Annotated in this window: 18 protein-coding genes; 17 read left to right on the top strand and 1 reads right to left on the bottom strand. The window is 71.3% G+C overall.

Features of this window, described 5'->3' with window-relative positions:
- Positions 1–38 precede the first annotated feature (38 nt).
- From EDF46_RS03215 to EDF46_RS03195, 5 genes are all read left to right on the top strand, one after another.
- Positions 39–1010 carry a MoxR family ATPase gene (locus tag EDF46_RS03215; protein WP_123504814.1) on the top strand — a complete coding sequence of 324 codons (972 nt, stop codon included), beginning with the start codon at positions 39–41 and terminating at the stop codon, positions 1008–1010.
- Positions 1011–1041: 31 nt separating this feature from the next.
- Positions 1042–2544, top strand: coding sequence for a DUF58 domain-containing protein (locus EDF46_RS03210; protein WP_233579781.1), 1503 nt, complete (start codon positions 1042–1044; stop codon positions 2542–2544).
- Complete coding sequence (locus EDF46_RS03205) at positions 2541–4913, top strand: transglutaminaseTgpA domain-containing protein (RefSeq protein WP_123504813.1); 2373 nt, start codon at positions 2541–2543, stop codon at positions 4911–4913. The genes EDF46_RS03210 and EDF46_RS03205 overlap by 4 nt, the downstream gene beginning before the upstream one ends.
- A 15-nt stretch (positions 4914–4928) precedes the next feature.
- A complete protein-coding gene (locus EDF46_RS03200; RefSeq protein WP_370454042.1) occupies positions 4929–6947 on the top strand; it encodes a zinc-ribbon domain-containing protein in 2019 nt (672 codons plus the stop codon).
- A gap of 199 nt (positions 6948–7146) precedes the next feature.
- Positions 7147–7695 carry a hypothetical protein gene (locus EDF46_RS03195; RefSeq protein ID WP_148061126.1) on the top strand — a complete coding sequence of 183 codons (549 nt, stop codon included), beginning with the start codon at positions 7147–7149 and terminating at the stop codon, positions 7693–7695.
- Positions 7696–7714: 19 nt separating this feature from the next.
- Here EDF46_RS03195 and EDF46_RS03190 read toward each other — a convergent pair whose 3' ends face one another.
- Positions 7715–8734, bottom strand: a complete 1020-nt coding sequence (locus EDF46_RS03190) for an asparaginase (protein WP_123504810.1) — start codon at positions 8732–8734, stop codon at positions 7715–7717.
- A 45-nt stretch (positions 8735–8779) separates the two neighbouring features.
- Between EDF46_RS03190 and EDF46_RS03185 the strand changes: the two genes are divergently transcribed.
- The 12 genes from EDF46_RS03185 to EDF46_RS03130 all read left to right on the top strand — a co-directional run bounded on the left by EDF46_RS03185 (position 8780) and on the right by EDF46_RS03130 (position 21386).
- Positions 8780–9268 (top strand): OsmC family protein, encoded by a 489-nt coding sequence (locus EDF46_RS03185; RefSeq protein ID WP_123504809.1) that lies wholly within the window; start codon positions 8780–8782, stop codon positions 9266–9268.
- Between the two features lie 94 nt (positions 9269–9362).
- Complete coding sequence (locus EDF46_RS03180) at positions 9363–10355, top strand: FKBP-type peptidyl-prolyl cis-trans isomerase (RefSeq protein ID WP_123504808.1); 993 nt, start codon at positions 9363–9365, stop codon at positions 10353–10355.
- 55 nt (positions 10356–10410) lie between these two features.
- Positions 10411–11493, top strand: a complete 1083-nt coding sequence (dxr, locus tag EDF46_RS03175) for a 1-deoxy-D-xylulose-5-phosphate reductoisomerase (protein WP_123504807.1) — start codon at positions 10411–10413, stop codon at positions 11491–11493.
- A gap of 103 nt (positions 11494–11596) precedes the next feature.
- Positions 11597–12964, top strand: a complete 1368-nt coding sequence (locus tag EDF46_RS03170; RefSeq protein ID WP_123504806.1) for an RIP metalloprotease — start codon at positions 11597–11599, stop codon at positions 12962–12964.
- A 150-nt stretch (positions 12965–13114) separates the two neighbouring features.
- Complete coding sequence (gene ispG, locus EDF46_RS03165) at positions 13115–14263, top strand: flavodoxin-dependent (E)-4-hydroxy-3-methylbut-2-enyl-diphosphate synthase (protein ID WP_199738177.1); 1149 nt, start codon at positions 13115–13117, stop codon at positions 14261–14263.
- Positions 14260–15288 (top strand): MoxR family ATPase, encoded by a 1029-nt coding sequence (locus tag EDF46_RS03160; protein ID WP_123504804.1) that lies wholly within the window; start codon positions 14260–14262, stop codon positions 15286–15288. The genes ispG and EDF46_RS03160 overlap by 4 nt, the downstream gene beginning before the upstream one ends.
- A 3-nt stretch (positions 15289–15291) precedes the next feature.
- Positions 15292–16179, top strand: a complete 888-nt coding sequence (locus tag EDF46_RS03155; RefSeq protein WP_123504803.1) for a DUF58 domain-containing protein — start codon at positions 15292–15294, stop codon at positions 16177–16179.
- On the top strand, positions 16166–16642 hold the full coding sequence (locus EDF46_RS03150) for a hypothetical protein (protein ID WP_123504802.1): 477 nt from the start codon (positions 16166–16168) through the stop codon (positions 16640–16642). The genes EDF46_RS03155 and EDF46_RS03150 overlap by 14 nt, the downstream gene beginning before the upstream one ends.
- The gene (locus EDF46_RS03145) at positions 16633–17634 is read left to right on the top strand and encodes a VWA domain-containing protein (RefSeq protein WP_123504801.1); all 1002 of its coding nucleotides are present in this window, start codon (positions 16633–16635) and stop codon (positions 17632–17634) included. The genes EDF46_RS03150 and EDF46_RS03145 overlap by 10 nt, the downstream gene beginning before the upstream one ends.
- Complete coding sequence (locus tag EDF46_RS03140; protein ID WP_123504800.1) at positions 17631–18662, top strand: VWA domain-containing protein; 1032 nt, start codon at positions 17631–17633, stop codon at positions 18660–18662. The genes EDF46_RS03145 and EDF46_RS03140 overlap by 4 nt, the downstream gene beginning before the upstream one ends.
- Positions 18659–19585 carry a hypothetical protein gene (locus EDF46_RS03135; RefSeq protein ID WP_123504799.1) on the top strand — a complete coding sequence of 309 codons (927 nt, stop codon included), beginning with the start codon at positions 18659–18661 and terminating at the stop codon, positions 19583–19585. The genes EDF46_RS03140 and EDF46_RS03135 overlap by 4 nt, the downstream gene beginning before the upstream one ends.
- 49 nt (positions 19586–19634) lie before the next feature.
- The gene (locus EDF46_RS03130; RefSeq protein WP_123504798.1) at positions 19635–21386 is read left to right on the top strand and encodes a proline--tRNA ligase; all 1752 of its coding nucleotides are present in this window, start codon (positions 19635–19637) and stop codon (positions 21384–21386) included.
- The last annotated feature ends 34 nt before the right edge of the window (positions 21387–21420 follow it).

The raw sequence follows: 21420 nt of genomic DNA, 5'->3' as shown, positions 1-21420 counted from the left end.
GCCCGCGCACCCGATCCAACGAATGGGACCATCAGACAATGAGCATGACGCCTGAGCAGGCCACCTGGTTCGCCGACATCTTCGCGCGCCTGGTGTCCAACGTCGACAAGGTGCTCCTCGGCAAGTCCTTCGTGATCAAGCTCTCGTTCACCGCGCTCCTCAGCGAGGGCCACCTGCTGCTCGAGGACTTCCCGGGCACGGGCAAGACCTCGCTCGCGCGCGCTGTCGCGCAGACTGTCCAGTCGTCGTCGAGCCGCATCCAGTTCACGCCCGACCTGCTTCCCGGCGACATCACCGGCGTGAGCATCTACGACCAGAAGACCGGCGAGTTCGAGTTCCACGCGGGCCCGATCTTCGCGAACATTGTCCTGGCCGACGAGATCAACCGCGCCAGCCCGAAGACGCAGTCAGCGCTCCTCGAGGTCATGGAGGAGTCGCGAGTGACCGTCGACGGCGTCTCGCACGAGGTCGGCGCGCCGTTCATGGTCATCGCGACTCAGAACCCCATCGAGCAGGCCGGCACCTACCGTCTGCCCGAAGCGCAGCTCGACCGCTTCCTCCTCAAGACCTCGATCGGCTACCCCGACCACGCCGCGACGCTCCGGATCCTCGAGGGCAGCGCGACGCGCGTCCACGAGGTCAAGCTGCCGCCGGTCGTCGAGGCCGGCGTCATCAGCGAGATGGCGCGCCTCGCCCGCACCGTGCACGTCGACCCCGTGATCGCCGACTACGTGGCGCGCATCGTGGAGGGCACCCGGACCGCACCCGAGGTGCGCCTCGGCGTCAGCGTCCGCGGTGCGCTCGCGCTCGTCCGCGTCGCGAAGACGTACGCGGCCTCGACCGGGCGCCACTACGTGACCCCGGACGACGTGAAGCTGCTGGCGGAGCCGGTCCTCGCGCACCGGATCGTCCTCGACCCCGAGGCCGAGTTCGACGGCGTCACGCCCTCCAGCATCATCAGCCAGCTCCTCATCGAGATCGCGCCCCCGGCCGAACGGGTCTCTGCGTGACGACGAGCCGGACGACCGACGGGGAGGCCGAGTGACGGTCCAGCCCCCGGAGCGAACGCGGCCGCACGGCTCGGACGCGCGTCAGCCCTCCGACGCACCCCGGCTCGCGAACACGCGTCAGCCGTCGGCCGCGGCGAAAGCGCGTTCGACGGTCCACTCCAGCACGCGCGACCGATCGCGTCAGTCCGCGACCGACGCCCACTACGGCACCGGAACACAGGGGCTCACCAACGCACGCACGCGGATCGTCGGCGACCGCCAGGGCGTGTCGGCCGACGTCGTCATCCTCCTCGTCCGCATCTGGCGCCGGATCACCGCCGTGCTCCGCCGCTGGGGGGCTGTCGCGTCGGGAGTGGTGACCCCGCTCGGCTGGGTGATCCTCGCGCTGACCCCGATCGCCCTGATCGTCGGCTACACCCTGGGGTGGCTGGAACTCGTCGCCGTCGGCTTCGCGCTGGTCGTGCTCCTCTGTCTCGCCGCCCTCTACGCGGTCGGCCGAAACGCCTTCACCGTCACGCTCGACCTCCCGCACAGCCGCGTGTCGGTCGGCGACGAGGCGTCTGGCCGCGTGACGATCACCAACCCGACCAGGCGCCGCGTGCTGGGCGTCACCGTCGAGATCCCGATCGGCCCCGGCCTCGCCGAGATCTCGCTCCCCGGCATGCGCGGAGGCGACTCCGTCGAGGAGACCTTCCAGGTGCCGACGTACCGGCGCGGCGTGATCCCGGTCGGCCCCGTCCGCACCGTGCGCGGCGACCCGATCGGCGTCGTGCGGCGCGAGCTGGAGTGGACGGGCGTCACCGAGCTCTTCGTCCACCCGCGGACGATCGGAATCCCCTCGACGAGCACCGGCCTCATCCGCGACCTCGAGGGCAACCCGACCCGCGACCTGTCGGCGAGCGACATCTCGTTCCACGCCCTGCGCGAGTACGTCCCCGGCGACGACCGGCGCCACATCCACTGGAAGTCGAGCGCCCGCGCGGGCCAGTACATGGTCCGCCAGTTCGAGGAAACCCGGCGCAGCCACATCGTGATCGCGCTGAGCCTGGCCAACGCCGACTTCGCCACGGAGGAGGAGTTCGAGCTCGGCGTGAGCGTGGCCGCCTCCCTGGGCGTCCGCGCCATCCGCGACGCGCGCGAGGTCTCGGTCGTCGTGTCCGAGCGCACCCCCGAGTTCGCCAAGCGCAAGACGCTGGCGGTCCGCGCTCTCGCGACTCTCACCCGGGTCCGCCTGCTCGACGAGCTGGCCCTGGTCACCTACGACGAGTCGGCGCTCGGCATCACCGACGTCGCGCGGGTGACCGGCGAGCAGGTCGCCGGCATCTCCGTGGCCTTCCTCGTGGTCGGCTCCACGACGGGAATCACGCAGCTCCGTGCGGCCGCGTCGGCGTTCCCCGCCGGTGTCGAGGCTGTGGCCATCGTGTGCGATCCCGAGACCGTGCCCGGCATGCGCCGCGTCGCCGACCTCACGATCCTGACGGTCGGCTACCTCGAAGACCTCCAGCAGTCCCTCGCGAAGACGGTGACCGGATGAGCGCGATCGCGGGCCGACCGCTTCCCGTCGCCGATGCCCGTCAGGGCCTCCGACCCCGTTCGAGGACTCCGCGGGTGCGGGTCGGCTTCGCGCTCGCGCAGACCGGCGCGTTCTTCGTCATCGTCGCGGTGGCGTCGTCGACCTTCTGGCCGGTGTACCGCGACGGCGCGTTCGTCGTGCTGGTGGCGGCCGCGTTCGCGCTCGGCGCCGCGATCGCGTTGGCGGGCACGTTCCTGCGCCTCTCGAGCTTCTGGCTCCTCGTGCTGGTCGTGATCGCCTTCGCGCTGTTCGGAGTCGCCCTGGCCGTGCCGAACCAGGCGATCTACGGAGTGCTCCCGTCGCTGGAGGGCCTGCGCGAACTGGTCGTCGGCGTGTCGACGAGCTGGAAGCAGCTGCTCACGATCACCCTGCCGGTGGGCAGCTACCAGGCGCTGCTCGTGCCGGCGCTCGTGCTGGTGCTGGTCGGCACGACCGTCGGGCTGTCCACTGCGCTGCGAAGCCGTCGCGGCGAGCTGGCTCTGATCCCTCCCGTCGTCATCTACATCGCCGGGATCGTGTTCGGCCCGACGGAGGCGCTGCTGCCCCTCGTCACCGGGCTCGTGCTCTTGGCCGCGTCGATCATCTGGGTGGTCTGGTGGCGGCTGCGGCGCCGTCGGCAGTCCATCGAGCGCCTGCTGCGGATCACGCCGGGCGCGAACGTGTCGTCGCAGCGCACCGGAAACAGCGCTGTGGCGCGCCGGGCCATCGGGGGAGCGGTACTCACGCTGGCGATCGCCTCGGCGGCGGCCGTCGCGGCCACGACGACGCTCGCGCCGGCGGGCGCACGCTGGGTCGCTCGAGACGCCGTGGTGAAGCCGTTCGATCCCCGCGACTACGTGAGCCCGCTCAGCGGCTTCCGCTCCTACGAGCAGACGCCGACGGTCGACCGCCCCCAGCTCACGGTGACGGGATTGACGTCGGGGCAGTTCCTGCGCATCGCCGCTCTCGACACGTACGACGGGGTCGAGTACTCCGTCGGCAGCGACCAGGTGTCGACGGCATCGGGTACGTTCACCCGGGTGCCGACGTCGTTCGACCAGTCGAAGGTGAGCGGCACCCAGCAGTCCATCGACGTCACGGTCGACGGGTACTCCGGCGTCTGGCTCCCGACGGTCGGCAAGCTCGAGTCGATCGACTTCTCGGGCAGCGACGCCGGAACCCTCCGCGACTCGTTCTTCTTCAACGACACGACCGGCACGGCGGCCGTGGTCGGCGACATCGGGCGGGGGGTGTCGTACCGGCTGACCGCCGTCGACCCGCGGCAGCCGTCGACGGGCGATCTCGAGGGCCTCACTCCGGGCAGCTCGTCGGTTCCGAGCCCGACGAACGTGCCGCAGGCGCTCAAGACGCGCCTGCAGTCCTACGTCGACGGCGTCAGCGGCCAGGGCGCGCGGCTGCAGGCGGCCCTCAAGGGCCTGAGGAGCGACGGCTACGTGAGCCACGGCGTGGGAGCAGACGAGCCGGTGAGCCGCTCCGGCCACGGGACGGACCGCCTCACCCAGCTGTTCACCGACCCGATCATGCTCGGCGACGCCGAGCAGTATGCGGCCGCCGCCGCGCTGATGGCCGACCAGCTGGGATTCCCGGCTCGAGTCGTGCTCGGATTCTCCTCGACCGAGTCGACCGGCGGCACGACGACGTTCACGGGCGGCGACATCACGGCGCGCATCGAGGTCGACACCGCGCAGTACGGCTGGGTGTCGCTCGACCCGAACCCCGAACCGCGCACGATCCCCAAAGACACGCAGACCGACCCCGACCAGGTGTCGCGGCCGCAGTCGGTCATCCAGCCTCCGCAGCAGGAGGCCGACCCGCAGAACAACCAGGCGCAGCCCCAGAGCAAGCAGGACAACCCCGCCGACCAGCCCGCCTGGGTGGCGATCCTGCTTCTCGTCGGCCGCATCGCCGGCTGGGTCGCGCTCGGGGCCGGCATCGTGATGGCGCCGTTCCTCACCATCGTGGCGCTGAAGGCGCGGCGGCGGGCGAGACGACGGCGGCTGCGGGATCCTGCGCAGAGAATGACGAGCGGCTGGCAGGAGTACCAGGACGCCGTCGTCGACCACGGCATCGAGCCGGTGCCGACCGCGACGCGCTCCGAGGTGGCGACCACCGTCGGCAGCTCGCGCGCGGGCGTGCTCGCGCGGGTCGTCGACCGGTCAGTGTTCGCACCCGAACCGGCAGGCAAGTCGGAGGCCGATCGCGTCTGGAAGGCCGTCGGCGAGATGCGCGGCGGCCTCGACGACAACCTGACCCGCTGGCAGCGCTTCGCCGCGGCGGTCTCGACCCGGTCGCTGCGCGGATACCATAGCCGGAAGCCTTCGAAGCGTTAGGGATCCTCTCTTCACATGCGTTGCCCCACCTGCTCGAGTCCACTGCCGGACGGAGCCATGTTCTGCGGCCAGTGCGGCCGCGCGATCACGACCTCCGACTGGGCAGCGTTCCGCGCCTCCGAGGGCGCGACGCCGCCCGTCGACGAGCGGCCCGAGGGCGTGCGTCCGTGGGCGCTGCGCGAGCCTCCCGTCGCGTCCGTGCCCGCCGGGACGCCGTGGTGGGTGAATGAGGGCGACGAGCCCCGTGACGAAGACGACGACTCCGACGTGGTCGACGACCCGGTCCCCGCGCCCGCACCTGCGTCGCAGCCGGCTCCCCTCTCGCAGCCCGCCTCGGCATTCGACGAGTCGTCGGCCTTCCTGAACGACACGGCGGCAGTCGCCTCCTCGAGCGTCGACGACGAGCCGGGGGCGCAGGAACTCCGGGCCGCCCCCGCCGAGCCCGCACCCGCGCCGGCGGCTCCGGTCGCCGGGGCTCACGCCGCGCCGTCCGCCCCCGCGCCGTCCGGTCCGCCTGCGGCGGCCTCGCCCGCTCCTGCCGAGCTCCCTCCGCCCGCCGCGTCGTCACCCACGCCCCTCCGCCCGCCCGGTGCGGCGGAGAGCGGGTCGCGCCCAGGTTCCGTCCCTCTCTGGACGGCGTCGATCACGCCGATCACCGCCGATGGAGAGCCGGTGTCCGCCGCGCCTCAGGCGTCGGAGTCGGAGTCGGCTACTCCCGCTGCCGTGCGTCCCGCATCGCCGCTCACGCCGCCCTCGTCTGCCGCCGCGCCCTCGTCTGCCGACGCGCCCTCGTCTGCCGGCGCGCCCTCGTCTGCCGCGGCGCCCGCCCCGGCGTCAGCTCCGGTCTCGGCTCCGGCCGACGTGCGTCCCGCCGCCACGCAGGCCGCCCGCGACGCGTCCGCGCAGGGCGACACCGACGTCATCCCGCCGCTCGCCTCAGCGGCGCCTGCCGCCGCCCCCTTGGTCGCCCCCGGTGCCCACCGGGAGGCGGGACGGGTCCGCTGCACGAACTGCGGCGCGCCCATCGGCGAGGACGACATCTTCTGCGGCGAGTGCGGCATCGTCGTCGAGCACATCGCCCAGGCGTTCACCGGCCCCATCCCGTCGCTGCCGCCCGCGTCAGCGCAGTCGGCGCCGGCCTCCGCGCCGGCTCCGACGCCGAATCGGCCCGCGTCTGCTTCGGGGCCCGTCAGCACGCCGGTCGCCGCACCCGCCGACGTCCCCGCCCCGCGCGAGGCACCGCTCGCCCCGACGCCGCTGCCGTCCGCGTCGACGCCGGCCCTGCCGCCGTTCGTCGCCGACCCTGAGCCCGCGGCGAAGCGCCGGCGCCTGTTCGGCCGCCGCCAGGCCGACCGCGGGCCTCAGCTCTGGTCGGGAGCCAGCGCCTCATCGCCGACCGCCGAGGTGCCGCCGATGCCTGCGGCCGGCCCGGCGACACCGGCCTCGGCGCCGGCGCAGTCGGAGCCGCCGGTGGCCGCGCAGGCCGTTCCCGCGCCGCTGCCGTCCTCTGTGCCCGCGCCGGCCTCGGGGCCGAGCGAGCCTCCGGTGCGGGCGACCCCGACGTCAGAGGTCCAGCCGCTTCCCGCCGCCATCCCCGACGTGCCGCCGGTGCCGCAGCCGGAGCCCTCGGCAGCCCCGTGGGCCGTGCACCTCGGCGCGCCCGCCGACGACACCGAGAACACCCGGATCGTCGCGCGGGCCCCCCTCGGCGAGCCCTTCGTGCTGCAGTTCTCGACGGGTGAGAGCTTCACGGTGCAGGGGACCGGCCTCGTCGGCCGCGCCCCGACCCCGCAGCCCGGCGAGGCGATCGACCTGCTCGTGCGCATCTTCGATCCGGGCCGCTCGGTCTCGAAGACCCACCTCGAGTTCGGCCAGGACGACGGCGCCCTCTGGATCTCCGACCGCTGGAGCGGCAACGGCACCGTCGTGCACATGCCGACGAGCGAGGTGCGCCGGGTCGAGCCGGGCAAGCGCGTCCGAGTCGCCCGCGGCTCGCGGATCGAGATTGGCGAGCAGTTCTTCATCGTCAACTGACTCGCCGACGGCGCGGCTCTCGACAGCACGGCTCACAAGAGGCGCAGCTCACAAGAGGCGCAGCTCATAAGAGGCGCAGCTCATAAGAAACACGGCTGACAGCGGGGCGCAGCTCTCCACAGGCCTCGCGGGGCCGGAGTTCTCCACAGATCGCGCCGGATGATGACCGGCTGGCCCTGGACTCCGCTTCGCTGATGGCATGAGAAGACGAACTGCTCCACGGCGTGGTCCGGTAGCCGAAGCGCCGTCGGTCGCCGACGATCGGCGACGGCTCGAACGCCGCGCCGGCGAAGTCCCAGTCGGGGCCGCGCGTGTCGAGGTGGTGCTGGGCCGGGGCGCCGTCGTCGGCGTGCGGATGCCCGGGGTCGGGGCGCCCGACGTGGAGGACGCCCCGATGGCGACGCGCGCCCCGGAGGTGCGGGTGCATGCCCCGGGGCGGCTGGCCGAGGCGGTGGCGCAGGAGTTCCTGCGCCAGATCGCCTCGAGATACGGGCGCCACGCCGTGCGAGCGGCCCGCGTGCAGCACCCGGGCGCCGGGCCGTGGTGCGTCGACGTGGCGGTCGCCGGCGTGCCGCTGCCGGTGCGGATCAGCACCGCGCGGCGGTCCGGGCCGACGCCGGGTCGGGCGGTCCAGCCGGGAGTGGCCGAGGTCTGGATCAGCCCCGATGGTCGCTGCTGCGCGAGGGAGGCCGGTCAGGCCGACGGCCAGTGGGTGCCTCTCGAGCCGGCGATGGGCTGGCCGGTGTGAGCCGCCGGCGGCGGAGAGGTCAGGCGACGAGCAGCCCTGCCCCCGGCAGCACGGCGCCGACGGGGTGGCCGGCGCCGAGCACCGGGTCGAGGATCCTGTCGAGCACGCGCTGCGCGGCGGCGGCGTCGACGGCGCCCTCGGCGACGAGCAGGTGCAGGGCCGTCAGGGTTCCGGCGCGCAGGTTGCCGTCGAGCACCTTGACGGCGACACCGAGCCCGGCCCGGGTGCCCATGACCATGACGCCCTCGGTGCCGAGTTTGGCGAACACGCCGAGCTCGTCGATCGTGACCGTGTTGGCGCGGCCGGGGCCGTCGATGGCCCACGCGTCCGAGAAGACAGCTCGCGCGAGGTGGCCGGCGTCGGGGTCGGCGTTCGTCGTCGCCGAGTGCACGAGCCGGCCGATGCCGCCGGCGAGCCCGGCGAGGGTGAGCGCGAAGACGGGAGCGCCGCAGCCGTCGATGCCGATCTGGTCGACGTGCTCGCCGAGGGAGTCCTCGACGGTCGCCCGCACGGCGGCCTGCAGCGGGTGGTCGAGGTCGTCGTAGCGCGCGGGGTCCCAGCCGTTGTCGGCGCAGGCGAGGAGGAAGCCGGCGTGCTTGCCGCTGCAGTTCATCGTGAGGCGGCGGGGCTCGGCCGCGGCCCGGGCCGTCTCGCGGTCGAACGGCCAGTCGACGGGACACAGGAGGTCGGCCTCGGTCGCGTCGATGCGGGCCAGCATGTCGAGCACGACCCGCTGGTGGCGCTCGGTACCCGCGTGGCTCGCCGTGGCCAGGACGGCCTGCGGACCGTCGAGCGACACGCCCGACCGGAGCACGGTGAGCGCCTGAAACGGCTTCATGCACGACCGCGGGTAGATCGAGGCCGAGGCGTCGCCGAGCGACCGCACCAGGGTTCCGTCGGCATCGACCACGGCCGCGGCGCCGATGTGACGGCTCTCGACCATTCCCGAGCGGGTCAGCACCGCGAGCTCGACGCTTCCGGCGACCTCCAGCGGGTGGCGGGTGGCGAGATCGGCGAGTTCCTGGTGCTGGTGCGTCATGCCACCGAGTGTAACTTTGGAGGCCCGCAGCGACAGGAGCACCCCGTGATCGACCACCACTACGCGCTGAAGACCGTCTGGACAGGCGACCGCGGCCAGGGCACCGCCGACTACCGCTCGTACGGGCGCGACCACACCCTGTCAGTGGCAGGCAAGCCCGACATCCTCGGCTCCGCCGACAAGCCGTTCCGCGGCGACGTCGACCGCTGGAACCCGGAAGAGATGCTGCTCGGCGCCCTCTCGCAGTGCCACCTGCTGAGCTACCTCTGGGTGTGCACGACGGTCGACGTCGTGGTGACCGGCTACGTCGACGACGCCGTCGGGACGATGGTGCAGACGACAGACGGCGGCGGTCACTTCACGGAGGTGGTCCTCCGCCCGACTGTCACCGTCGCCGACGAGTCGATGGTCGAGCGGGCCCGCGCAGCCCACCGCGAGGCGTCGGAGAAGTGCTTCATCGCGTCGTCGATGAACTTCCCCGTGCGGCACGAGCCGACGATCGTCGTCCGGGAGAGCACTCAGCTTCCCGCCTGATACGTCGGCGAGACTGCTGGCTTCCGCGCCCGGAAGCGCGCCCTGCCCGAGGGCCGGCCACGACGACCGGGTCAGCTCCCGATCGAAAGCCGTCATGCGCCGCAGAAACCTCAGCCTCCTCGCCCTCGTCCCCGTCGTCGCCGTCGCGCTGGCAGGCTGCACGTCGAGCGGCTCGGCCGACAGCACTGCCACCGCCACGGCGACCGCCAAGGCCGAGTCGCAGACGAACTGCACGGCTCCCGCGTCGGGCGCGGCGGCGAAGTCGGTGAAAGTCACCGGCTCGCTCGACGCCGCGCCGACGGTGAAGTTCGCCAAGGGGCTGTCGGTGTCGAGCACCCAGCGCTCCACCGTCATCGAGGGCACCGGCGAGAAGGCCCTGACCGGCACGCTGCTCGACGTGGCGTTCACGATCTACGACGCGAAGACCGGCAAGCAGGTGTCGCAGGCCGGCTACAAGGGCACGGACGCGACGCAGTTCACGGTCTCGAAGAAGCTCTACCTCGCCGGCCTGGTCGACGGCATGCACTGCGCCGCCATCGGCTCGCGCACCGTGACCGTCGCCGACGCCGCCGACATGTTCGGCGCCACCGGCTCCGAGTCGCTCGGCGTGGGAGCGAACGACGACATGGTCGTCGTCATGGACCTCCTGTCAAAGGTGGCGACCACGGCGACCGGCACCGATGTCGCGCCGAAGAGCGGGTTCCCGACCGTGAAGCTCGCCGACGACGGCAAGCCGACCGTCACGATCCCGAAGACGGAGGCGCCCTCGACGTTCAAGCTCGAGGTGCTCAAGAAGGGCGACGGTGCGAAGGTCGCCAGCGGCGCCACGGTCACCGTCCAGTACCAGGGCACCCTCTGGCGCACCGGAAAGGTGTTCGACCAGAGCTGGGGGAGCGGCCCCACCTCCTTCTCGACGTCGTCGGTCGTCGCCGGTTTCGAGAAGGCGCTCGTGGGCCAGACCGTCGGCTCGCAGGTCGTCGCGATCCTTCCGCCCGCCGACGGCTACGGCACCGGCGGCAACGAGACCGCCGGCATCAAGGGCACCGACACGCTCATCTTCGTCGTCGACATCCTGGCGACCAACTAGCCAGGACCAGACCGCCAGCCAGGACCAGACCGTCAGCCGGAACTAGGCTGGCCGAATGCGACGCATCACGGTTCTCGGCTCCACCGGCTCCATCGGGGTCCAGGCCCTCGAGGTCATCGAAGCCAACCCCCACCTGTTCCAGCTCGTCGGCCTCTCGGCCGGCACCAACCGCGAGGCGATGGAGCAGCAGGCCGCGAAGTTCGGCGTGCAGCACACCGCGCTCGGCACCGAGGAGTCCGTGGCGCTGGTGCGCGACGTCGAGACCGACGTCGTCCTGAACGGGATCACCGGGTCGGTCGGGCTCGGCCCGACGCTCGCCGCGCTGGAGTCGGGCGCGACACTCGCTCTCGCGAACAAGGAGAGCCTGATCGTCGGCGGCGACCTGGTGAAGGCGAAGGCCTCGCCCGGCCAGCTGGTGCCGGTCGACTCCGAGCACAGCGCCATCGCCCAGGCGCTCCGCTCGGGCACGGCGGGCGAGGTGCGTCGACTGGTGCTCACCGCGTCGGGCGGCCCCTTCCGAGGCCGGAGCCGCGACGAGCTGGAAGACGTCACGCCGCGCGAGGCCCTCGCCCACCCGACCTGGGACATGGGCCTCGTCGTCACGACGAACTCGTCGACCCTGGTCAACAAGGGCCTCGAGGTCATCGAGGCCCACCTGCTCTTCGACGTCGACTACGACCGCATCGACGTCACCGTCCACCCGCAGTCGATCGTCCACTCGATGGTCGAGTTCGTCGACGGCTCCACCCTCGCGCAGGCGTCGCCGCCCGACATGCGGCTCCCCATCGCCCTCGGCATGGCCTGGCCCGACCGCGTCCCCGGGGTCGGCGTACCGCTCGACTGGACGACGGCCTCCACCTGGACGTTCGAGCCCCTCGACGCCGAGGCGTTCCCGAGCGTCGGCCTCGCCAAGCAGGTCGGTACCGCAGGATCCACCTACCCCGCCGTCTTCAACGCCGCGAACGAGCAGGCCGTCCTCGCCTTCCACGCCGGCCGCATCGGCTACCTCGACATCGTCGACACGATCCGCGCCGTGGTCGACCTCCACGAGCCCGCAGCCGAGCTCGACCTCGAGGCGCTGCTGGCCGCCGAGGTGTGGGCGCGCGCGGAGGCCGACCGCGTGCTGGCCTCGCGCTAGTTCCTGCGCCCGAAACGGGCCCCGCGAAGGCAGCGCACCCCCAATCCGGGCTGGTTCCGCCCCGCTCGGCTCCCTCACTGAGTGAGTCCCGTACTGTGCACACGTGGAAACTGTCCTGCTCTACATCGTCGGCATCCTGATCGTCGTCGTCGGCCTGGTGCTGTCGATCGGCCTGCACGAGATCGGTCACCTTGTTCCGGCCAAGGCGTTCGGCGTCAAGGTGGGGCAGTACATGATCGGCTTCGGGCCGACCGTCTTCTCACGCACGAAGGGCGAGACCGAGTACGGCGTCAAGGCGATCCCGCTGGGCGGCTACATCTCGATGTCGGGCATGTTCCCGCCGCAGAAGACCGCCGTCGTCGCCGAGGACGCCCTGGCGACGAACCACCGGGCGCAGGGCGGCCGCACGTCGACCACCGGCATCTTCCAGACCCTCGTGCAGGATGCCCGCACCGCCAGCGCCGAGACCATCGACGAGGGCGACGAGAAGCGCACCTTCTACCGCCTGGCCGTGCCGAAGCGCATCGTCATCATGCTCGGCGGCCCGGTGATGAACCTCCTCATCGCGATCGTGCTGTTCGGCGTCGTGCTCTGCGGCTTCGGCGTGCAGCAGGCGTCGACGACCGTGGGCAGCGTCTCGCAGTGCGTGCTCCCCGCGGGCTCGACCGAGACGACCTGCCCGGCGAACGCCACGCCGTCGCCCGGTGCCGCCGCCGGCATCGAGCCCGGCGACCGGATCCTGAGCATCGGCGGCACCGCCATCGACAACTGGGACCAGTCGACCGCCCTGATCCAGAAGGCCGCGGGCACGACCGTCGACTTCGTCGTCCTCCGCGACGGCGCCAAGACCACCCTCGACGTCACCCCGCTGCTCACCAAGCGCTACGTGACCGATGCGAACGGCAACTACGTCACCGACTCGAGCGGGGCGAAAGAGACCCAGGAGGTCGGCTTCGTCGGCATCGGCGCCGCCTACGCCCGCACCCAGCAGCCGGTGACCGCGGTCATCCCGGCCGTCTGGTCGAACGTCACCAACGTCGGCAATCTCATCATCCACCTGCCGCAGCGCCTCGTCGGCGTCGCCCAGGCGGCCTTCGGCGGCGGCGAGCGCGATGCGAACGGCCCCGTCAGCGTCGTCGGAGTCGGCCGCATGGCCGGCGAGGTCGCCAGCCTCGACTCTGTGCCGATCCTCGACCGCGCCAGCTACCTCGTCGGCCTGCTGGCGAGCCTCAACGTCGCCCTCTTCGTCTTCAACCTGATCCCGCTGATGCCGCTCGACGGCGGCCACGTCGCCGGCGCGATCATCGAGGGAGTCCGCCGCTTCTTCGCGAAGCTCTTCGGCCGCCCTGATCCGGGCCCGGTCGACACCGCCAAGGTGATCCCGCTCACGTTCGTGGTCGTGGCCATCCTCGGCGCCATGAGCCTCCTGCTGATCTACGCCGATCTGGTCAACCCGATCTCCGTCGGCTGATCCGGGAGAGCATCCAGGGGAGCCACTCGCCGCCCGCCGCGCCGGGGGCTCCCGCCGGCCCGTGCCGGGTTGCGTCCCTCTCGCCTGGCAGCCCGCTGAGCGACACACGCGGCTCGCGCCTCTTCCAGCCCGCGAGGCTTACGATGAAGCGTGCCTGCAGTCAATCTCGGAATGCCCAAGATCCCCGAAGTCCTTGCGCCGCGCCGCAAGTCGCGCCAGATCAAGGTCGGCAAGGTGCTCGTCGGCGGTGACGCTCAAGTGAGCGTCCAGTCGATGTGCACGACGCCGACGACGAACATCAACGCCACCCTCCAGCAGATCGCCGAGCTCACCGCCTCGGGCTGCGACATCGTCCGCGTGGCCGTTCCGAGCCGCGACGACGCGGAGGCCCTGCCGATCATCGCCAAGAAAAGCAACATCCCGGTGATCGCCGACATCCACTTCCAGCCGAACTACGTCTACGCGGCCATCGACGCAGGCTGCGCCGCCGTCCGGGTGAATCCGGGCAACATCCGCAAGTTCGACGACCAGGTCGGCAAGATCGCCGCGGCCGCGAAGGCCGCCGACGTGTCGATCCGCATCGGCGTCAACGCCGGCTCGCTCGAGCCGAGCATCATGCAGAAGTACGGCAAGGCCACGGCCGAGGCGCTCGTCGAGAGCGCCGTCTGGGAGGCCAGCCTCTTCGAGGAGCACGACTTCCACGACTTCAAGATTTCGGTCAAGCACAACGACCCGATCGTCATGGTCAAGGCCTACCGCCTGCTCGCCGAGCGCGGCGACTGGCCCCTCCACCTCGGGGTGACCGAGGCCGGCCCCGCTTTCCAGGGCACGATCAAGAGCGCCACGGCGTTCGGCATCCTGCTCTCCGAGGGCATCGGCGACACCATCCGCGTGTCGCTGAGCGCGCCCCCGGCCGAAGAGGTCAAGGTCGGCCTGCAGATCTTGCAGTCGCTCAACCTCCGCGAGCGCAAGCTCGAGATCGTCTCGTGCCCGAGCTGCGGCCGCGCCCAGGTCGACGTCTACAAGCTCGCCAACGACGTGACCGACGGCCTCGAGGGCATGACCGTGCCGCTCCGCGTCGCCGTCATGGGCTGCGTCGTCAACGGCCCGGGCGAGGCGCGCGACGCCGACCTCGGCGTCGCCTCCGGCAACGGCAAGGGCCAGATCTTCGTCAAGGGCGAGGTCATCGCGACCGTGCCCGAGGCCGACATCGTCGAGACGCTCATCCGCGAGGCGAACCGCCTCGCCGACGAGATGCCTCCCGGAGAGATCGGCTCGCCCGAGGTCGTCACCGCGTGACGGACGTCTCGACCACCCCCACGGCCGAGGCCCCCGGGCCTCGCCCGGTCACGGCGGCCGAGCTCGAGCGGGCGACCGCGATCGTGAAGCGGGTGTCGACGGCCTTCGAGGCGAAGGTCGTGGGCCAGACAGGTCTGCGCGAGGCATTGCTCGTCGCTCTCCTGACGGGGGGCCACGTGCTGCTCGAGAGCGTGCCCGGGCTCGCCAAGACCACGGCGGCGCAGACTCTGGCACAGGCGGTCGAGGCGAGCTTCCGGCGCATCCAGTGCACACCCGACCTCCTGCCGAGCGACATCACGGGCACGCAGATCTACGACGCGCAGAAGGCGACGTTCGTCACCCAGCTCGGCCCCGTGCACTCGAACTTCGTGCTCCTCGACGAGATCAACCGCTCCAGCGCCAAGACGCAGAGCGCGATGCTCGAGGCGATGCAGGAGCAGCAGACGTCGATCGGCGGAACCGTGTACCGCCTTCCGCAGCCGTTCCTCGTCCTCGCGACGCAGAACCCGATCGAGCAGGAGGGCACGTACCAGCTGCCCGAGGCGCAGCTCGACCGGTTCCTCCTCAAAGAGGTGCTCGACTACCCGACTCCCGCCGAGGAGGCCGAGATCATCCGGCGCATCGAGTCCGGGGTGTACGACCGCGGCGACACTGCGACGGGTGTGCATCTCGACGATGTCACGTTCCTGCAGGATGTCGCGAAGCGCGTCTACATCGACCAGTCGATCGTCAACTACATCGTGCAGGTCATCTACGTGACCCGTCATCCGCACCAGTACATCCCCGGCACGATGGCCGACTACATCCAGTTCGGCGCCAGCCCTCGGGCGAGCATCGCGTTCACGCGCGCCGCCCGGGCACTCGCCGTGCTCAACGGCCGCGACTACGTGATCCCGGACGACGTCAAGCACCTCCGCCACTCGGTCCTGCGCCACCGCCTGATCCTCGGCTACGAGGCCGCGGCCGACGAGGTGAAGCCCGAGACGATCATCGACGCCATCTTCGGCGCCGTCCAGACCCCCTGATCCGTGGCGGGCCTCCTCCTCCGGGTGAAGACGAAGATGAGCCTCTTCGCCCACCGAAAGACCCTCGACCTGCTCGAGGGCGGCTACGCGTCGGTCCATCGCGCGCGCAGCCACGACTTCGACGACCTGCGCGAGTACGTGCCGGGCGACGAGGTGAAAGACATCGACTGGAAGGCCACCGCCCGCCACGGCGAGCCCCTGGTCAAGCGCTACGTCGCGGCCCGGCGGCACCACCTGGTGCTGCTCATGGACACCGGCCGCAACATGGCGGCGACCGCCGAGAGCGGCGAGCCGAAGAAGGACATCGCGATCATGGCCTCGGGAGCCCTGGCCTCGATCGCCACCGGCCACGGCGACGTGGTCTCGCTGATCGTCGGCGACGAGGGCGGCTCGCGCAGCTACCCGCCCGGGCAGAAAGACGAGCACCTCGAGCGGCTGCTCCGCGCCGTCGACGAGCGGATCACCCTCGAGTCGCCCCGCAGCGACGTCGTGGGCCTGCTCGAGCACGTGGCCCGGCGTCTCACGACCCGCTCGATGCTGCTGGTCGTCACCGACGACGTCCGGCTCGCCGACGAGCACTTCGCGCTGCTGAAGCGGCTCCGCGTGCGGCACGAGGTGCTCTGGCTCACGATCGGCGACGCCGACCTCATGCACCCGGCGCGCGGCGGTCGCGAGGTCTACGACGTTCAGGAGATTGCGGCGCTGCCCGCCTACGTGCGGTCGAACCGGTCGCTCCAGGTGCTGTTCGCTCAGGAGGCGTCCGTCACCGTCGAGTCCACCGAGCGCGAGCTGCGGCAGCTCGGCGTCACCAGCCATCGCATCGCCTCTCAGTCCGACGTCGTCCCCGGTCTGTTCGCCCTCCTCGAGAAGCACCGCCGTGCTGGACGATAGGGGCTTCTTCGGGCCGGCCCAGTACGACCGGTTCGTCCTGTACCTCGTGATCGGCGTGCTGCTGGTCGCGCTTCTCGTCGCCTGGTACGTGTTCCTGGTGCGGTTCTCGCGCACGCGCTTCCCGCGCCCGGTGGTCGACGGCCCGAAGCCGCGCGTCGAGCTCGGCCTCCTGCAGGCGAAGTACGGCGCGATGATCGACGAGGTGAACGCGCTCTCCGAGACGGGCGAGCTCTCCGAGCGCGCCGTCCACAGCCGCCTCAGCCTGCTCCTGCGCTTCTTCGCCTCCGAGGCGTCCGGCATCGAGGCGCAGGTCATGACGCTGTCCGACCTCCGGAGCGCGCCGCTTCCGCGCGTCACCGGCGCCGTCGAGCAGTACTATCCGCCGGCGTTCCAGAAGCAGCACCCCGGCGACCCTGCCGCCGCCGTCGCGACGGCCCGCGAGGTGGTGCGCTCGTGGAGCTGATCTTCTGGTGGATGCCGCTCGCCGCCCTCGGCCTGGCGATCGTGGGCGCAGCGCTCTACGTGCGCTGGCGTCGCCGTACCCGCGACCTCCTGCGCCGTGACGGCGTGCCGGTCGCGCACAGCGAGCGCCTCACCGAGCTGCCCGAGTACCGCCGCGTGATGCGCCGGTATCGCGCCCTCCTCGGCGCCCTGCTCGCCGTCGTCGTCGTCGCGGCCGGCTCGGGCGTGCTCCTGGCGTCACGGGTGTCGAGCGTCGAGACCGTCGAGCCGCAGTCGTACAAGCGCGACATCATGCTCTGCCTCGACGTCTCGGGGTCGATGACCGACGTCGACGCGAAGATCGTCGACACCTTCGCCTCGCTCGCCGAGGGCCTGAACGGCGAGCGGATCGGCCTCACCGTGTTCGACAGCTCGGCCGTCCAGGTGTTCCCGCTCACCGACGACTACGACTACATCACCGCGCAGCTGAAGACCTACCGCGACTCATTCGAGACGCAGGGCGACACCGGCGTCCGCTACTGGACCGGCACCGACCTCGGCCAGGGTGCCTCGCTCATCGGCGACGGGCTCGGCTCGTGCGTGCTCGGATTCGACGGCGACACCTCGTCGAAGCGGCCGAAGTCGATCATCCTGGCGACCGACAACTACGTGAACGGCAGCCCGATCCTGACTCTGAAGCAGGCCGGCGCCCTGGCGACCAAGCGAGGCATCCGGGTCTACGCGATCGATCCGGTCGCCGGCTCCTCCGAGAGCACGAGCGACACGGTCGCCGCCGAGCTCAAGAGCGTCGTCGACGCGACGAACGGAGGCTTCTACGGCCTGTCGGGCACCGACACCGTGCCGGCCATCGTCAAGCGCATCGACGAGCAGGAGGCCGGCCTCTTCACGGGGTCGCGGCGGCTCGTGGTCGCCGACAACCCGGTGCCGCTCACGATCGCCGGGATCCTGCTGGTGATGGGGGCCCTGGGGCTGCTCTGGCGGGTGAGACTGTGAGAGACCTCGTCTGGCGTCCCGTCCTGCCCTGGCCGCTGCTCGTCGTGGTGGCGGTCGTGCTCGTGGGCTTCGTCGCCTGGCGCATCGTCTCGGAGCGCGGCGACCGCCGCATGCTGACCGCGTGGGTGCGGCGTGCCGCCATCGTGGTCCTGCTGCTGATCGTCGCCGCGCGTCCGGGCATCCCCGGCGGCACGGCCAAGGCGTCGGTCGCCGAGCTGAACGTCTTCTTCGTCGTCGACACGACGTCGAGCTCCGCGGCGGAGGACTGGGACGGCACCGAGCCCCGCCTCGACGGCATGCGCGCCGACATCGAGTCGATCACCGCCGACCTCGCCGGGGCCCGGTTCTCGCTTATCTCGTTCGACCAGACCGCCATTCAGCGGGTTCCGCTGACCGAAGACGCTTCGGCCGTGGTGACCTCGGCGCAGAGCATGCGGCAAGAGATCACCTACTACTCCAAGGGAAGCACCATCTCGGAGGCCGCCTCGCTCCTCGGGGACCGGCTCAAGGCCGCCCACACGGCCGACCCGCGCCGCGCGAACGTCGTCTACTACCTCGGCGACGGCGAGCAGACCGCCGACACCGCCCCCGGCTCGTTCTCCGCCGACCGGGCGTCGACCGATGGCGGGGGAGTCCTGGGCTACGGAACCGCCGCTGGCGGACGCATGAAGGTCTTCGACGGCTACGGCGACCAGTACTCCGCCAAGGGCTACATCGAAGACAAGACGAAGTCGGGCTCGCCCGATGCCGTCTCGGTGATCGACCAGGGCAACCTGAACACGATCGCCTCGCAGCTCGGGGTGCCGTACCTGCACCGGGAGGCGGGAAGGTCGCTGGCCTCGGTCGTCGACGACGCGAAGAAGGGCCACGTCACCAGCGCCGCGGGCAGCACGGACAGCACGCGCGACCTCTACTGGATCCCCGCGATCGCCCTGTTCCTGCTCCTGTTCATCGAGATCGCCGTGGTCGCCCGCGCCCTCGGCGACGTGCGACCGCGCCGGATCGCGGCCGGGGGAGGTCGCCCATGACCACCACGCTCCTGCCGCCCGTCGCGCCGCCGCCGCCGCCCGACGACGTCGACGCTCTCGACGCCGCTCCCGAGGTGCCGGCCGACCTCGTGGCCTACCGCCGTCGCTACCGGCGCCGCCTGTTCTGGTGGTCGCTCGTGCCGGTGCTCCTGGTCCTCGTCGTCGCCGTCAAGCTGCTCAGCATGCCGATTCTCGCCGGTGTCGCCCAGGGGCAGTACGAGCGCAGGAACTTCGACCAGGTCGTCGCCGCCTCGGACGGTCTCGGTCCGGTGAACGTCCTCGAGCCCTGGGTCCGCCACTTCGACCGGGGCACGGGTCTGGCGGGCATTGGGGTCCTCGTCGACTCCCGCACGGAGCTCGAACGGGCGCTCGCGCTCGTGCCCGACTCCAACGTCGCCGCGACCTGCCGGGTGCAGACCGACCTGGCGCTGGTTGTCGAGCAGCAGGGCGACAGCGCGGTGCTCGACGGCGATCTCGACAAGGCGTCAGCCTTCTACACGCACGCTCTCGCGCTCATCGACCAGGCGCCGGACGGCTGCTTCGACGATCCCGACAGCGACTCGGCGCCGCCGAGCAAGAAGCCCCTCGACGACGCCAAGAGCCGGCTCGAGCAGAAGCAGCAGCAGGCGCAGGGGCAGGGGCAGTCCGGCGGCTCGCAGGGTCAGGGCGGCGACCAGCAGGGCGATCAGGGCCAGGGGGGCGGCCAGGGCGACCAGTCGAAGGGCGACTCCGGCCAGGGCGACGACTCCGGCTCGGGAAGCGGCTCGGGTTCCGACCAGGGGTCCGGGAGCGGCTCGGGCTCCGACCCGCTCGACAAGCTCCAGCAGCAGAACGGCGACGCGCAGGAGCAGCAGCAGCGCAACAACGACCGCAACCGCCAGTTCGACCAGACGCCGAAGGACTACACGGGCAAGCCCTGGTAGGGGTGAGCGCGTGAATCCCGGAGTTGCGGGCGGTCGGTAAGCTTGCGGCGTGTCTACGCGCCTCTCTCAGCTCTTCGTCCGCACCCTCCGTGAAGACCCCTCCGACGCGGAGGTGACCAGCCACCGCCTGCTCGTGCGGGCTGGCTACATCCGGCGCCAGGCGCCGGGCATCTTCGCGTGGCTGCCGCTGGGGCTGCGAGTCAAGGCCAAGATCGAGGCGATCATCCGCGACGAGATGACGGCCGCCGGCGCACAGGAGGTGCACTTCCCCGCGCTCCTGCCCCGCGAGCCCTACGAGGCGACCGGCCGCTGGACCGAGTACGGCGAGGGCATGTTCCGCCTGCAGGACCGCAAGGACACCGACTACCTCCTCGCGCCCACCCACGAGGAGGCCTTCACGCTGCTCGTCAAAGACCTGTACTCGTCGTACAAGGACCTCCCTCTCACCCTGTTCCAGATCCAGGACAAGTACCGCGACGAGGCCCGCCCCCGTGCCGGCCTCCTGCGCGGACGCGAGTTCACGATGAAGGACGCCTACTCGTTCGACTCGTCCGACGCCGGTCTCGACGCCAGCTACCAGCTGCAGCGAGACGCGTACGAGCGCATCTTCGCCAAGCTCGGGCTCTCGTACGTGATCGTGAAGGCCGACGCCGGCGCGATGGGCGGCTCGAAGAGCGAGGAGTTCCTGCACCCCATGGAAGCGGGGGAGGACACCTTCGTGCGCTCGGCCGGCGGCTACGCGGCGAACGTCGAGGCCTTCACCACCATCGTCCCCGACGAGATCGCACTCGAGGGGCTCGCCGAGGCGACCCTGCTCGACCCGCACGACACTCCCACGATCGCGACGCTCGTCGAGCACCTGAACGCCACGCAGCCTCGTGATGCCGGCGAGTGGACGGCGTCCGAGACGCTCAAGAACGTCATCGTGGCGCTCACGCACCTCGACGGCACCCGCGAGATCATCGCGCTCGGCCTCCCCGGCGACCGCGACGTCGACATGAAGCGCGTCGAGGTGGCCTTCTACCCCGCCGAGGTCGAGGCCGCCGGCGAAGCCGACTTCGCGAAGAACCCGCTGCTCGTGAAGGGCTACATCGGCCCGCAGGTGCTGGGCTCGGAGAGCGAGTCGGGCATCCGCTACTACGTCGACCCCCGCGTCGTGTCCGGAAGCTCCTGGGTCACCGGCGCCAACGAAGACGGCGTGCACGTGCGCGACCTGGTCATGGGCCGCGACTTCGCCGCCGACGGCGTCTACGAGATCGCTCAGGTGCGCGAGGGCGACCCCGCGCCCGACGGCTCCGGCCCCATCGAGACCGCCCGCGGCATGGAGATCGGACACGTCTTCCAGCTCGGGCGCAAGTTCGCCGATGCCCTCGGGCTGAAGGTGCTCGACGAGAACGGCAAGCAGGTGACCGTCACGATGGGCTCGTACGGCATCGGCGTCACGCGCATCCTCGCCGTCATCGCCGAGTCGAACAACGACGACAAGGGCCTGATCTGGCCCGACAACGTCGCTCCCTTCGACGTGCACGTGGTCGCCACGGGCAAGGACGCCGTCGTCTACGAGGTCGCGGAAGAGCTCGTGTCGGCCCTCGAGGGCGCGCGCCTCGACGTCCTGTTCGACGACCGGCCCAAGGTCTCGCCCGGTGTCAAGTTCGGCGACGCCGAGCTGCTGGGCGTGCCGCAGATCGTCGTCGTAGGCCGCTCGGCCGGCGAGGGGATCGTCGAGCTGTGGGACCGCCGCACGGGCGAGCGGACCCCTGTTCCCGTGGCGGAGGCCGTCGCCGCTCTGACGACCAGGTAGACTGCTTGTTGCTGTTCGGCCACCGCTAGAACGG

The sequence above is a fragment of the Frondihabitans sp. PhB188 genome, assembly GCF_003752365.1.
In the GTDB taxonomy this organism is placed as follows: domain Bacteria; phylum Actinomycetota; class Actinomycetes; order Actinomycetales; family Microbacteriaceae; genus Frondihabitans.
The sequence above is the reverse complement of the archived record's forward strand: the minus strand, read 5'-3'. Positions and strand labels throughout refer to the sequence as shown.